The organism is Deltaproteobacteria bacterium (assembly GCA_016709225.1).
In the GTDB taxonomy this organism is placed as follows: Bacteria; Myxococcota_A; Polyangia; order Nannocystales; family Nannocystaceae; genus Xiheibacterium; species Xiheibacterium phototrophicum.
In genome coordinates this window covers 2,603,101-2,617,142 of sequence record JADJEE010000012.1, presented here as the reverse complement: position 1 = coordinate 2,617,142, position 14,042 = coordinate 2,603,101, and the positions used below count along the sequence as shown (strand labels likewise).

The following is a 14,042-nucleotide window of genomic DNA, read 5'->3' as shown; positions in this document are numbered from 1 at the left end:
GCTGATATAGTAGCCGCGAACGCACGACCCGAGGATCGAGAGGAGACGACGTGCCGAGCGAATCGAGTGTCGTACAGCCCTGCGCTGGTGGCGAGCCCCTCGAAGCCATCGAGGTCATCGTCTGCGGTGACGACGATCGACCGCTCGCGGGGCTCGCGGTGGTGCTCGAGAGCCCGTCGAAGGGGCTGCAGAGCGACGTCACGGATGCACGCGGGCGCTGCCGCTTCGAGGGCGTCCCGCCCGGTGAACAGACCCGCGTGACGCTGGCCGAGCTCGACGCGGCCGCGTGGGAACTCGTGGCCAAGCTGCCGCTGTCGGCGAGCGCGGCGGTCAGCACGATCGCGCCGTCGTGGTCGGCGTTCACGCCCCGCGATGCCCCGCCGCACATGATCAAGGTCACCCCCGGACAATGCTTGATGAAGCTCGGATATCTCCACGGGCTGCTGCCGCAGACGCTGTGGGATCACAACGCCGCCCGCTTCGGTGCGCACCACTCGAAGTTCGCGCTGACCCCCGGCATGCAGCTCGAGGTGCCGCGCAGAACGCTGCGCTGGCTCGACGCGCCGGCGGGACACCTGGTGGTCGTGCACCGCATCGGATTGCCCGTGGTCATGACGCTGCGCGTCGTCGATGCGCAGGCGCGACCGTGGGCGGGCTGCTCGTACGCCTTGTCGTTCGAAGGCTCGTCGCGTCCGATCGCGACCCAGGTGGGGCGCACCGATCGCGCCGGGCGCCTGCACGCACCGGTGCTCCCCGATGTCACGCGCGGCCTGTTGACGATCGAGCCACGCGGCGGCGGTCGACGTTGGCGGTTCGAGCTCAACGTCGGTCGACTGCGCCCCGCCGACGATCCGAGCGGCGCCGCGGCGCGACTGTGGAACCTGGGCTTTCGCGAGGGCCACAACCCGCTGTGGCGCGAGGGTGACGTGCTCGCCACGTTCCAGCGCGAGGGGCTCGAGCAGCAGCCCGGTGAGCTCGACGCGACCAGTGCAGACGCCCTGGTGGACTGGCACGGGAGCTGACCGATGGCACCGCATCCCAACGGTAGCGAGAGCGAGAGCGAGAGCGACGACGACGACACCGGCGGCGGCGCGCAGCCGAGCCCGCCGCCGTCACCTTCGCTGCAGGTCGTCGATCTGCACGTGGGGCTAGGCGAGTCGGTGGTCTCGCCGCCGGAGAACCCCACGCTGCGGGCGTTGTTGTGGAACATCCAAGACCTGGGCGGCGGGCCCAGCCGCGGACCCAAGCGTCCGCCCGAGGTGAAGCAGGCGATCGCGCGGATCATCTGGCAGTGCCGTGCCGATGTGGTCGCGCTGCTCGAGCTCAAGAAATCGGGCAAGCAGCCGGCGAGGCCGGAGCCACCGATGGCACCCACGCCGACCCGCCACGAGCCGTTCACGACGCGCTTCGGGCCGCTGTTCCGAGGCCAAGGTGCGCCGCGCGAGGATTTTGCTCGCACGCTGTCGAGCTTCGTCTACGCACTCGTCACCACCATCGCGTGGGAGCCGGCGGTGGCATCGCTCGCCCACGACGACGAGCCCGAGGTCGACCCAAAGGAGATCGGCGAAAAGGACAAGGCGGCCGAGACCACCGCCCTCGAAGGGGATCCCGTCGGCACGCTCGCCACGGCATTGGTCGCGGCGCACCACGACGTGATGACGAACCCGAGCTTCGGCCTCGGCGCTCGCGTGCTCGCCCTGCGCGACGACGCGGTGGCCGTGGCGCGGCTCGGCGTCGCCGACTGGAGCACCGTGCCGCTCTGGGACACGCGCACGTCGCCGTGGCCGCGGCTGCCGGCCGACGACATCCGCGAGCTGCTCAAGAAGTGCGCGGACGCACCGCCCACCAGCTTCCGCGCCCATGTGCTCGCGCAGCCGGCGGTGAAGGGCCTCACCTCCAAGCCACCGGCGATCATGCTGCCGTACCTGGCGTGGTTGAGTCCGCGACTCGCCGCGATCGACAGCTGGGCGACCACGCTGCTCTCGAGTCCGTGTCCTGCCGACGACGCGGACGCGCAGGTGTGGCGGGCCATCGCAGCGGTGCTGAAGGCCGTGCAGGCCGCAACGCGCGACCAGCAGGCGCTGCGCGTGCGCGCCACGTTCTTGCACCGCGTCGTGCGAGAGATCCTCCGCGAGGTGGTCGCGCGGGTCGGCGCCGTCGTCGGACAGGCCTCGAACTGGCACGAGTTCGACGACGAAGCGCTCGCGCGGGCGATGCTCAACAGCGCGTACGAGATCCGCATGGCTCGCTACGAGCAGGCGATGCAGCGCTACCAAGCGCAGGTCGAAGAGATGCGCGCCAGCGGCAGCTACCCCGGCCTGCTCGAGTTCCTCGAGATCGCCGAGCAGGTCTGCGCCCAGGCCTCCGACGAGGAACCCGACCAGTTCGACTACGGCGTGTGGCCACCGCTGCCGATCCTGCGCCTGCTGAGCAAGGAGGTCACCGAGTACGCCGCGGCGAAGAAGACCGAGCGTGGCCCGGTGATGCAGTTCTGCGCGCGCTTCTTCACCGCCGACGAGGCCTACGGGATCTTCTACAACCGGCGCGTGTTCTACGGCCCCGGCGACGCCCTGCCGGACGGTCGCGCCTTCCATGCACGTCCCTACTTCCTGCCGTCGTACTCGAAGCGTGCGCCGATCGTGGTGCCGTTGCGCGAGCGCTCGCTGGGTGTCGACGTCGAGTTCGTCGCGTGGCACGCACCGGCGCCGTCGGCCGGCAATGCGGAGATCCGTGCGACCGATTTCCCCCGCTTCGCCCGCGATGCCGCGGCGATGCGGTCGGGCAAGCGGCTGGCGATCTTCATGTCGGACACCAACGTCGACACACGCGTGCCCCTGCTCGATCAGCCGGTCGAGCACTGGCACGGCACCGCGCCCACGCGCCGCACGTGGCTCGCCGAGCTCACGGGCGATCCGAGCCTGATCGTCGACCCGCAGCTCATCGTCCGCGACGGCACCAGCCTGGTGCGATCGAAGCTCGTCGATCTCGGCGGCGGCAAGCGGTTCTTCTTTCACAACGCCGCCTACGACAAGCTGGTCGCGATCTCGACGCTCGGCTGGCGCGGGTCGAGGCTGATCCACGGTCAGCAGCAGATCGTGAGCCCCACGCGCGCGATCCTGCCGCATCGCGAGCCGCGGGCGCCCGATCTCTCGCCACCGCAGACGCCGGTCTACCACCCCCCGTCACCGCTGGTGAGCATCTCGTATCAGCTCGACGACGATCTCGGCGCGAGCTTGCGTCACACGCCCCCTTCCGCAACGCCACGCGCCCAGGCACAGCAATTGCTCGACGATGCGCACGAGCTCAGCGACCACGACGGCGTGCTCGCCGACTTCGTGCTCACGGGCCCCACCGAGCCGCAACCCGATTTCACGCCGCTGTTCGAGGCGTTCCGCGAGCAGCTGGCACACTCGGGCGGAAGCGACGTGTTCGCCGAGATCCTCGGGCGTCTGCGGCAGATCGGAGAGGGCATCGACGAGACCCGCCTCGGCGAGGAGATCCTGCGGGCGCAGCCCGATCTCGCGAGCGACGAACAGACCACGCCACTGCCGGAGGCCGCCTCGACGCTGTCGGCGGGGGCGCTGCGGAAGATCCTGCTCGACATGGAGCTGCAGGGCTCGCGCGTGTTCCGACCGGCGCCGCCACCCGAGATCACCGCGCAGCCCACCGCACGTGCGTTGTTCGGCGCGTACGAATTGCAAGCGGTCGACAATCCCGGCGGCGGTGCCTGCCTGCTCTACAGCCTGTGCCAGCTCCACCACCTCGGGGTCTCACGGCACAGTGCGCTCGGACTGCGGCTCAAGGCCATCGCACACCTGCGCGCCATGATCGCAGGCGAGATCGTGACGCCGCAAGGGATGGGCACCGCGCTCGATCAACTCCTGCAGTGGCACGCCGCCGGCTTCCCCGGGGTTGCCGCCTATGCTGGCACCAACTGGAACACGTACCTGCGCGAGATGGCCAAGCCCGATGCGTGGGGCGACCTCATTCTGTTGAGTGCCATCTCGCACATGTTCGGGCAGAGCTATCACATCTTCGTGCAGACCGGCGCCGCTGCCTGGGAGACCGACGTGCAGTGGGGTGGTGACCCGCTCGACTTCGTCAATCTCTACTGCGAGAACCAGTTCCATTGGCAGGCACTCGTCGGCATCGGCGGCGCGCTGCCGGCCTCGCAGCTCGAGCCACCATCGCCCGACGCCCAGCAGCCGGCCCCGCTCTCACAAGCCCCGTCGCCGTCGCTTCCCTTCGATACCTCGCGCGCGGTGGTGTTGTGGGACACCTCGGATCCTGCGCTCCTGTGGAACCCCGGGCGTTTTGCACAGTGGGGCGTGCAGCGGTGGTTGTTCGTCTTCGGTGACAACGGCGCGCGCTACGGCATGGGCGGCCAAGCGGTGATCCGCGGTCAGTCCAACGCGGTGGGCCTGCGCACCTGCAAGCTGCCGAGCGGGCAGGTCGGCTTTGCGTTCTCGGATGCGGAGATCGACGCGAACAAGCAGTGGATCGAAGAGGACCTCGCACAGATCCTCCAGCTCGCGCTCTCGGGGCAGTTCGACAAGGTCGTGTTTCCCTACGACTACGCCGCTTCGAATCCGCTGCCCAACCATGCTGCGGGACAGTTCGATCTCGGTACCCACCTCGCGGCGATGCCCGCGTCGGCACCGTTGACGTTCATGTGGCTGCAGCATCGGCTCGAGCAGTTCGTGATGGAGCTCGAGCAGCGCATGGCCGCGCCGGCGCCAACGCTGTCGCCGTCGCCGTCGGGTGGCAGCCCGCCGCCCACCGGCGGTGGCCTCGACGACGACGACGAAGGTCCTTCGGGCGACGGCGGCGCGGCGCGATCCCATCCCCGCAAGCGGCTCGCGCCCGAGCCATCGGGGGCTGGCCCGTACAAGCAAGGTCACGGTGAGCAGGACAGCCTCGAGGTGTTGCTGTGCGCCCAGTACGGCAGCGCCAGCGGTGTCTCGGGATTCGCCGCGCCCGACGTGACCTCGCCGTCGCAGGGCTTCGTGCAGATCCCCGTGCGACGCTTCGCGCCACACGTCGGCATCCCGCCGCTCGAGCCCGACTTCAGCGATCTCGAGCGGCAGTTCGAAGAGGCATGCCGCGAGCTCCCGTCGCAGATCGAAGATCCTTCGATCCTCCGCGTGCAGGTGCGCACCAGCTGGGGTGGCGACGTGAGCCCCGAGCTCGGCGAGTCGCCGACGATCCGCGAAGCGCTCGCGGAGTTCTTCCAGACCATCAAGCGCGCCCGCACCGAAGATGCGCTGCCGGACACCGAGGTCGAGCTGCCGACCTTCGAGGAGGCCCAGCAGCTCCGCGCCCAGGAGCTGATCACGCAGCAACAGGCCCCCGCCGAGTTCGATCCCTCGACATGGCCGCTACAGCCGTGGTCCGAGAACCCCGCCGCCGTGCTGCCCCCGGCCGAGCCGGAGTTCGACCCGCTCTTGTGGTTGCTGCCGGACGACTTCCTGACGCTGCCGGGCGAGGGGGCGGACGCGCAGCCGCCGGCCGAGGACGAAGAGTTCTGACGCGCCGCCGAGCGCTCGTACGGGCGCTGGGCGGCCCTCGCGCTGCGTGGCCGATGGGCCGCCATTCGTGGTCCTCTTGGGCCCCAGCGACGTTCTCGTGGGTTGCTGGAACAACACCCCCGGCCAGGGTGTGAGATGCACCCGCGGATGGCGAACCCTGGATCCGGACCTGCGGCCCCGTGGCCCCGCGACGAGTCGGCGACCGTCGCGGCCGCGTGCGCAGGTGATCGATCGGCCGCCCGCGCGCTCGTGCGTCGCTATGAGCGGGCCGTGTTCTCGCAGATCCGCGGCGTGCTGCTGCCCAGCGGCCGCACGCAGATCGTCGAGGACCTCGCGCAGGAGACCTTCTTGCGCGCCTTCCGAGCACTGCCCCGCTACACCTCGGATGGCCGAGCGAAGTTCTCGACCTGGCTGCTGACGATCGCGACGCGCCTGGCGCTCAACGAGCTGCGCCGCCGGCCCGGTGCCATCAGCTCCGACACCATCGACGCATGGCCGGCCGATGCCGACCTCGCCCGCGACGCCGAGATCGTCGGCCAGGGCGTGCAGGCGGCCGTCGAATCGCTCTCGCCACCGTTTCGTGCGGCATTCCTGCTGCGCGAGCTGCATGGCTTCGACTACGCCGACATCGCCGAGGCGCTCGGCATCGACATCGGCACCGTGAAATCGCGACTGTCTCGGGCACGCGCGCGCTTGCGTGAGGTGCTCGGCGAGGAGGGCGAATGTTGAACGACGACGAGCTGCGCGCGGACGAGCGCGAGCACCTGCGCGCGTGGGCCGAGCCCGACGTGCCCGACGATTTCGCCGACGGCGTGCTGTCGCGCTGGCTCGAGGGCGACGACGAGGTCGACCGCGCCACCGAGGTCGAGGCCCGACGCCTGGTCGAGGCCCGACGGGAGCGTGCGCGTCGCAACGCCGGTCGCTTGCAGACCGGAACCCAAACCGGATTCCAAACCGGATTCTGGATCGGCATGACCGCCATCGCCGCCGCGGTCGTGCTCGCGCTCGGGCTGGTACGACTGCAGTCGCAGCAGGAGCAGGCGCTGCAGCAGATCGCGGCGCTGGGCGACGACGAGGTCGCCGCGTTGCGCGACGACGCCGGCACCCTGCTGCACCAACAGTGCGCGCCGTGCCACGAGCATGGTGGTGCCGGCTCGGATCCCGCGGCCGCCGCGGTCTTCAGCGTCGACGATCCGCAGTGGCAGCAGCGGCTCTCCGACGCGCAGCTCACCGCCGCGGTCACGCGCATGGCCGAGGGCACCGGCGGCATGCAGCTGGCGGGCTTTCGCACCTTCGTGGCGTGGGAGCTCACGCAGCGCGGCGCCGGCCTGCGCTGACGCTCCGCTCGCGCGAACGCGAGGCGAGGGCGCGCGTCAGAATCGGCCGCGCACGCCCAACGTCGGCAGCGTGTAGCGCAGGCCCTGGGCGGTACACTTCGCGACGCCGCGACTGGGGTCGGTCTGCGCGGCCAAGGCCAGCTGCGCGATGCGAAAGCCCCCCGGCAGCGGGTTGCTGCGGCCGTCGGTGCACGCGATGGTGTCGAAGGAGTAGGTCGCGTTGTTGATGTCGAGGAAGACGTCGAGCTGCCAGCTGGGGTAGCGCCAGCTGCGTTCGACCCGCAGGTCGAGCTGGAAGAACGGCGCCATGCGGGCGTTGTTGCGGTTCTGCGTGGCCGCTTCTTCGCTGGTCTGATTGCCGACCGGCGCGGTCCATGGTCGACCGGTGTGGTAGTGCACGCGACCGCCGACGTTCCACTTGTGGCTGATGCGATAGCCGAGCACGAGGTTGACGATGTGCCGCTGATCCCAGCTCGACGGCGCGCGACCACCGACGTGATAGTCGCGATCGGAGCGCGAGAGCGTGTACGCGGCCCAGCCGAACATGCGCAGCTCGGGTGAGAGCCGCAGCATGGTCTCGAGCCCGTAGGCCCAGCCGTCGACGCTGGTGATGATGTCCTCGAGCTCTGCGACCGACGCACCCGAGGAGGCCGCGCCGAGGTCGTAGTCCTGCAGGTTGCTGAGGTAGCCACCGTAGGCCTCCTGCACCAGGCTCAGGCGCGATGGCAGCAGCTCGACCTCGTAGCCGAACGAGGCCTGCACGTTGCGCTGCAGGCCGCGCTCGAAGCCGAACGACTCGATCGCCGGCACCGGGATCGGGAAGGTCGGTGGCTGGTGGTACATCCCGACCGCCTGCCGCAACGTCCAGCGCTTTGCGACCTTCTCGCGAAAGGTGATGCGCGGATCGACACCGACCGCGTGCGTGACCCCGCGGGCATTCGGTAGGTACGGGCTGTTGCCGACCTGCAGATACGTGTCGAGGCGGAGCCCCGGCCGCATCTCGAAGCCGCCCTTGGAGATCAGCGCCTCGATGTAGCCCGCGGTCGCCGACACCGTCCGCTCGCTGAACAGCAGCGAGATGTCCTCGAGGTTGATCTGATCGGTGTCGACGATCTGATTGGCGAGCCGGAAGATCTGGAACTCCTGATCGAGACCGACACCGATGGCGACGCGATCGTTGATCGGCACCCGCACGTCGATGCGCGGCGCGATGCGCCACTCGTTGGTGCGGTAGCTGTTCGACGTGGTGTCGCCGGCAGTGAAGCCCGATTGATCGAGCCCGAACACCACGGCATACGTGGCGCTGCCCTCGTTGCGCAGCCGCTGGCGCACGCGGAAGTCGAGCCGATGGAAGTAGTAGCGCACGAACGACCGCTTCGGCTGCCGCACGCCGTTCTGGTCGACGGTGGCCTTCTGTCCGACGTCGTCGTAGCTGCCGTAGGCGAACGCGATGAAGTCGGCGTTGGGCGCGATCCGGTGATCGAAGCGCGCCTGGTAGTCCCAGAACTGGATGCGCGCCGCCGACTGCACCACGGTGAGCAGCGCGCCCGTGTAGCTGTAGCGGCCCGCGAGCGTGAGCGCGCCCTTGCCCGGGCCGCGCTTGCACGCCAGCCGCCGCTTGGCGTGGCAGTTGGGTAGCCAGCCGCGGTTGACCGGGATCTCGAGCAAGCCGCCGGCGTCGGTGAGCCGCACCTCGACGTCGCCATGCACGCGATCGCGCCGCGACGGCCGGGTGCGCGCCTCGACGATGCCGCTGATGAATCGCCCCAGTCGCGCCGGCGCCCCCGAGGGATAGAAGTCGACCGCATCGATGAAGTACGGATGCAAGATCGACGGCCCCAGCGCGAGGTGGAACAGCACTGGCACGCGCGCGCCATCGAGGTAGTAGCCGGTGTTGCCCGGCGCCGCGCCGCGCACGACCACGTACGGCAGCAGGCCCGACAGCTGCGAGACACCCGGCAGGCTATTGACGACGCGGAGCGGATCGCCGCCGGTGCCCGCGACCGCGCGGATCTCCTCTTCGCGCAGCGTCGTGGCGGAGAGTGCGATCTCGCGGCGCTGTCGCACGATCGTGCGATAGCGCTTGTCGTCGATGGTCGGAATCATGCGGTACTCGAACTCGCGCTCCTGGTTGCGCGAGAGTTCGACCGTCACCTCGAAGTCCTCGTAGCCTGCCGCGCGGATGATCAAGCGGTGCTGGCCCGCACCCAGCGGCAAGGTGAACGAGCCATCGTCGCCGCTCGTCGCCGGCTCGCGGCCGTCGCGGGGGATGATGCGCGCGCCGGAGACGGGCGAGCGCTCGCCGAGCGTCATGATGCGGCCGCGGATGCGGGCGAGGTCGGTGGGGCCCTCGGGCGCGGCAGCCTCGCTCGGGACCACCGTCGCGGCGCCCGCCTCCGCACCGGCGGTCGTGGGCGGGTCCTCGGGCGGTGACGACGGCTCGCTCGTCGCATGCGCGAGCACCAGCCGCGCCACGATGAGGGCCACCCATGACACCGGCGCGCAGCATATCACTGCGACGGCAGGCGACCGCGGGGCGGCGGCCCGGCAGCCGTGCGCGCCGGTGTGATCGCACCGGCCGGCTGTGGTGGCCGGGCATGGCGCGGATCGACCGGCGCGGTCGCGGCCTCGACGTACTCGCCGAGCATGCGATCGGTGGCGTCCTCGAGGGCCGGCGTGACCGCGTGGCGCGTGGAGTCGATGAGCTCCTTGGCCTCGGGCGTGGCGCCGATGCGATCGACGTGCTCCGAGAACGTCCGGCGCCCGATGGGCACGTGGAACGAGCACCACACGAGCGCTCCGATCGCGGCGATCGCGATCAAGCTGCGCACCAGTCGAATCAAGACCGGCCCATGATCCCGTGCGCGCGCGCAGGCTCGCAAGTTTCGTGCGGTCCTCGGGCGCTGCGCCGTCGTTCAGTGGCGCACGCAGACGCCGATCGGGTGCGACGACCTCAGGTGGCAGAGCCCTTCGGGGCCCCGAGCGACGCGGCGACCTTGGTCGCCTCTTGGATCGTGCGCGCGAGCACCGAGCGGATGCGTCCGTCCTCCATCGTCAGCAGCCCCGCGATGGTGCTGCCGGCCGGCGTGGTGACCTGATCCTTGAGCGCGGCGGGGTGCAGCTTGGTGTCGAGCACCATCGACGCCGCGCCGAGGAACACCGACGCCGCGATCTCGAGTGCGACGTCGCGGCGCAGGCCCATCATCACGCCGCCGTCGGCCATCGCCTCGAGCATGACGTACGCGAACGCGGGGCCGCTGCCGTTCAGGCTGGTGACGGCGTCCATGTGCTTGTCCTCGAGCTCGATCACGCGGCCGACCGCAGCGAACATGCGCCGCGCGAGCTCGAGCTCGTCGGCGCCGGCGCGCGGGCCCGCGGCGAGCACCGTCATCCCGCGACTGATCAGGCACGGCGTGTTGGGCATCGCGCGGATGAGCTTGGTCGTGGGCAGCCAGGCGTCGATGCTCGGCAGTCGCACGCCAGCTGCGATGCTCACCAACAGCTTGTTGTCGAGCGCCGCACGCATGCGATCGTCGTCGAGCAGCTCGGCCATGAACTGCGGCTTGACGCTCACCAGCACCACGTCGGCGCCGGCGCAGGCCGCCACGTTGTCGAGCGTGGTGCCGATGCCGTGGGCCTGGTGCAGGCGCGCGGCGGCCTCGGCCCGGCGCACCGTCGCGGTCACGTGCTCGCGCGTGAACACACCTTCGTGCAGCAGGCCGCCGAGGATCGCCTCGCCCATGGTGCCGCAACCGAGGATCGCCAGCCTCTCCATGGGCCCTGCGTTACCACGGATTCACACCGCAGGTCCGGGCCCAGGTCCGGGCTGCAAGATCCGCGACGCGGTCGACCGCGTGTGGATCATCCCCGTCGCGGTCGTCGGGCCGCGACCACGCTCGGTGGCTTGGCCGTGGTCGTGGGGCCCGCCGGCGCCTCGGCACGCATCGGCCGGGACGGGCGCGTGACCGAGGGCCCTGCGGCGCGCGGCTCCGATCGCACGGGCTCCGATCGCACGGGCTCCGATCGCACGGGCTCCGATCGCACGGGCTCCGATCGCGGCTGGGCCACCGGAGCAGCGGCGCGCTCGGGCGCGTCATCGTCGTCGTCGAGGTTCGCGTCGTCCGGCGGCGCGTCGTGCTCGGGTGCAGACGCGTCGTCATCTGCGTCGTCGTCGGCCCCATCGGTCAGCCACTCGGGTCGCCAACCCGCGGCCATGCGTCGATCGAGCTCGACGCGCAGCTCGGCGACCTTGGTCTGGTACTCGCGCCGACTGTACTTGACGTTGGCGATGCAGAACTCGGCGCCGCTCATGGCAACACAGCCGAAGCAGTGCACGCAGCTCTCACAGCCCACGCACAACGTCACGTACGAGCACTGATCGCATGCTCGCGCGTACTGGCTGTGCGAGGTGCCCTGGCAATCGTTGCAGCCGCGGCTCTGCGTGCACCCGGTGCAGCCGACGCACGCGTCGCAGTAGGTGCAGTCGAGGCAGCGCGTACAGCCGTTGCAGAAGCGACAGTCGTTGCAGCCCTGACAGTCGACGCAGCGAAAGTTGCCCTCGCCCTCGGGCCGTGCCTCGGGCTCCTGCGAGTGCTCCTGCAGCAGCGCGCGCACGCTCGCGAGGAGCTCGTCGAGGTCCGCGGCCACGTCAGAAGCTCTTGGGCACGCAGATCTTCACGTCGCGGGGGTCGCCCGGATGGTCGGGATCCGGCGCGGGGTAGATGCCGCGGGCGCCGGTGCTGACGCACTCGTAGCCACTGCGACAGTCGCCGTCCTTCTTGCAGCGACGGCGGCAGCTGGTGCGCGCGGTGATCTCGTCGGCGCACAGACCCTCGGGCAGGCACACCTCGTTGGGGTTGCACTCGTCGAGCGGCGCGAACACACACTGCCCGTCGTCGTCGGTCAGGCACTCGGGCAGCTCGGGACCGTCGGTGTCGGCGTCGGGGCACTCGTCGACGCCGCACGACTGCGGTCGCGCGACCACGCGATCCTCACGTTCGGGATCGCAGGCGACCGTGAGGAAGTCGCTGCCGTAGACCTTCACGCACTCGGCTTCCTTCGGGCAGTTGTCGACACCGCACGACTCGACGGTGCACTCGCCGCTGCCGCTGGGCGTGGGGTTGCCGTTGCCGTCGATGCGGTGGGACAGATCGCAGATGCGCGTGCCGGTCAGGCTGCAGTTGGTGCTGACCTGGCAGGGATCGCCGATCTTGGCCTTGCAGCCGGCAAGGACGAGCAGGGCGAGCACCGCGGGCGCGAGACGCGACATGGACCGGCGGAGGATACAACGGATGCCCAGGGGCGCGACCGGTCTTGTGGCCCATTTCGGCCATGCGCGGCCCGATCGGCCGCCGATGGCCGCGCATGGCCGGAGCCACGCCCGTGCGTGGCGTGACGTGCGGGCCCGAGATCACACGCAGATCACGGCGATCGTGCTCGTGCGGCGCGGCGCGTGCTGATGCGCGGCCGCATGAACGCCATCCACCGTCTCCACCACCGCACCCTCCGACGCGCCGTGCTGCTGCTGTGCCTGGGTCTGCCGATCACCGCAGCGGCCGCGCCCACGCCGGTGCCCGCGGCGTTGCTCGCACCGCCGCTCGAGGGCGAGGTCAACGTCAACACCGCCAGCATCGAGCAGCTCGAGCTGTTGCCCGGCATCGGCCCCACCACCGCCGCGCGCATCGTCGAGTTCGTGAAGAAGAAGGCGGTCTCCCACGCCAGCCAGCTCATGCGCGTCAAGGGCATCGGTCGCAAGACCTACGATCGCATCCGCCCGTACATCATCGTCGACGGCGAGACGACCCTGCGGATCGCGACCCCTTCGACCGAGGAAACTTGACGCACTGCCGCAGCGCCCCCGGTCGGCGTGCGTGCGCACGTCCACGGCCCGGCGCGTGCGAGCGATCGCTCGCGCGCGCACTAGGGTCGCGCCGTGCACGTCGTGTCGACCGGGGGCGAGGGCCCGCGCAAAGCGGCGGGCACGACGTCGGCGACGAAGCCGGCGCCTCGGGCAGTGGTAGTGTTGCCGCCCGTGCGTCGCCCTGCCCGCTCGAATCCATCGTCGCTGCGACACGCGCTCGTGGCACTCGCCGTGCTCGTGATGGCCTCGTGCGGGCATCGCAACATCCGAGCCCCCTATGCGCCCGGCCAAGCGCCCGCGCAGGCGCTGCTGCTGGCCAGCACCGCGCGACAGCTCGAGGCCATCGCGGTGCCCGAGGCCAAGGTCGTGGCCAATCGCGTGATGCGGGGCAACCTCGCGTTCGTGGCCCAGGCGCCGGCCCGCTTCCGCGGCAGCGTGCAGGTCTCGGGCAACGAGCTGGTGACGCTGTCGTTCACCGAGCAGGGCTACGCGCTGCGCTACAAGCTCGATGCGTTCCCGAGCGGCTTCTACCACGGGCCGCCGTCGGCGTGCGCGATCGAGGCCCTGCTGGGTGTCGCACTGGACGGCGACGATCTGACCGCGCTGGTGCTCGGCGGTGCGCCGGTGATCGCCGAGCCCCGCACCACGCTCGAGCAGCGCTGGGACGCCGAAGGCGGCTTCGAGGCGCTCGTCGTCGCCAACGATCGCTTCGTGGAGCAGCTGAACTTCGTACCGCAGGGCGACGCGTGGCGCTTCGTCGGTGGCAAGCTGTGGCGACGCGGCGCCGATGGTTCGCGCGGTCCGTTGCTGTGGACGCTCGCCCACGAGGAGCTCGAGCGCCACGGCGACGTGGTGTTGCCCGCCCGCACTCGCATCACCGCACCGGCTGGTCGCAAGTCGAACACCGTGGTCATCAGCTACAAGACCCGCGATCTCGCGCCCGCGTTCGCGCAGGGCAGCGGCGGCGGTGTCGATCCCACCCAAGGTGGCGCGACCGAGGGCGGCCACGACACCGACGGCGGCGATGCGACCGCGGGTGGTGACGACTGGGGCGACGACGATGGTGGCTGGGAGAACGAGGCGCCGGCGACCCCCACGGAGACACCCGCGCCGAGCGAACCCGCCGCGACTCCGGCTGCGCCCGCCGCGACGCCGGCCTCGCCCGCCGCGACCGCGGTGCCCAAGCTGTTCACGATCGACGGCGCGGGTCTGACCGACCGCGGCGATCTCTGTCGCTGATGCCGGCGCAGACCGGCGCAGGGACGACGTTTCGGACCGCTGTGCACGGGCCCCGGGAACCCCGCCCGGCTGTGGGAA

Annotated in this window: 11 protein-coding genes; 6 read left to right on the top strand and 5 right to left on the bottom strand. The window is 70.6% G+C overall.

Going from position 1 to position 14,042, the window contains the following annotated elements; translation table 11 throughout:
• Positions 1-50 precede the first annotated feature (50 nt).
• From IPH07_35785 to IPH07_35770, 4 genes are all read left to right on the top strand, one after another.
• Entirely contained in the window at positions 51-1,022 is a 972-nt protein-coding gene (locus tag IPH07_35785) for a carboxypeptidase regulatory-like domain-containing protein (GenBank protein MBK6922804.1), read from the top strand.
• 3 nt (positions 1,023-1,025) lie between these two features.
• Positions 1,026-5,528 (top strand): hypothetical protein, encoded by a 4,503-nt coding sequence (locus IPH07_35780; protein MBK6922803.1) that lies wholly within the window; start codon positions 1,026-1,028, stop codon positions 5,526-5,528.
• Positions 5,529-5,675: 147 nt separating this feature from the next.
• On the top strand, positions 5,676-6,257 hold the full coding sequence (locus IPH07_35775) for a sigma-70 family RNA polymerase sigma factor (GenBank protein MBK6922802.1): 582 nt from the start codon (positions 5,676-5,678) through the stop codon (positions 6,255-6,257).
• Positions 6,251-6,865: a hypothetical protein gene (locus IPH07_35770; GenBank protein ID MBK6922801.1), complete on the top strand. Its 615-nt coding sequence runs from the start codon at positions 6,251-6,253 to the stop codon at positions 6,863-6,865. The genes IPH07_35775 and IPH07_35770 overlap by 7 nt, the downstream gene beginning before the upstream one ends.
• Positions 6,866-6,901: 36 nt before the next feature.
• On the opposite strand, the gene IPH07_35765 is transcribed toward IPH07_35770, so the two are convergent.
• From IPH07_35765 to IPH07_35745, 5 genes are all read right to left on the bottom strand, one after another.
• A complete protein-coding gene (locus IPH07_35765; protein MBK6922800.1) occupies positions 6,902-9,361 on the bottom strand; it encodes a TonB-dependent receptor in 2,460 nt (819 codons plus the stop codon).
• Between the two features lie 14 nt (positions 9,362-9,375).
• Entirely contained in the window at positions 9,376-9,708 is a 333-nt protein-coding gene (locus IPH07_35760) for a hypothetical protein (GenBank protein MBK6922799.1), read from the bottom strand.
• A 110-nt stretch (positions 9,709-9,818) separates the two neighbouring features.
• The gene (gene proC, locus IPH07_35755) at positions 9,819-10,640 is read right to left on the bottom strand and encodes a pyrroline-5-carboxylate reductase (protein ID MBK6922798.1); all 822 of its coding nucleotides are present in this window, start codon (positions 10,638-10,640) and stop codon (positions 9,819-9,821) included.
• 86 nt (positions 10,641-10,726) lie between these two features.
• Positions 10,727-11,512, bottom strand: coding sequence for a hypothetical protein (locus tag IPH07_35750; GenBank protein MBK6922797.1), 786 nt, complete (start codon positions 11,510-11,512; stop codon positions 10,727-10,729).
• Position 11,513: 1 nt separating this feature from the next.
• The gene (locus tag IPH07_35745) at positions 11,514-12,134 is read right to left on the bottom strand and encodes a hypothetical protein (GenBank protein MBK6922796.1); all 621 of its coding nucleotides are present in this window, start codon (positions 12,132-12,134) and stop codon (positions 11,514-11,516) included.
• Positions 12,135-12,335: 201 nt separating this feature from the next.
• On the opposite strand from IPH07_35745, the gene IPH07_35740 reads away from it, so the two are divergent.
• Both IPH07_35740 and IPH07_35735 read left to right on the top strand, forming a co-directional pair.
• Positions 12,336-12,704 carry a helix-hairpin-helix domain-containing protein gene (locus IPH07_35740; GenBank protein ID MBK6922795.1) on the top strand — a complete coding sequence of 123 codons (369 nt, stop codon included), beginning with the start codon at positions 12,336-12,338 and terminating at the stop codon, positions 12,702-12,704.
• Between the two features lie 192 nt (positions 12,705-12,896).
• The gene (locus tag IPH07_35735) at positions 12,897-13,964 is read left to right on the top strand and encodes a hypothetical protein (GenBank protein ID MBK6922794.1); all 1,068 of its coding nucleotides are present in this window, start codon (positions 12,897-12,899) and stop codon (positions 13,962-13,964) included.
• Positions 13,965-14,042 lie beyond the last annotated feature (78 nt).

Coding starts and splice junctions, on each gene's coding strand:
- IPH07_35780 (MBK6922803.1), top strand. CDS start 1,026: ATGGCACCGCATCCCAACGGTAGCGAGAGCGAGAGCGAGAGCGACGAC.
- IPH07_35770 (MBK6922801.1), top strand. CDS start 6,251: ATGTTGAACGACGACGAGCTGCGCGCGGACGAGCGCGAGCACCTGCGC.
- IPH07_35740 (MBK6922795.1), top strand. CDS start 12,336: ATGAACGCCATCCACCGTCTCCACCACCGCACCCTCCGACGCGCCGTG.
- proC (MBK6922798.1), bottom strand. CDS start 10,640: ATGGAGAGGCTGGCGATCCTCGGTTGCGGCACCATGGGCGAGGCGATC.
- IPH07_35745 (MBK6922796.1), bottom strand. CDS start 12,134: ATGTCGCGTCTCGCGCCCGCGGTGCTCGCCCTGCTCGTCCTTGCCGGC.
- IPH07_35775 (MBK6922802.1), top strand. CDS start 5,676: ATGGCGAACCCTGGATCCGGACCTGCGGCCCCGTGGCCCCGCGACGAG.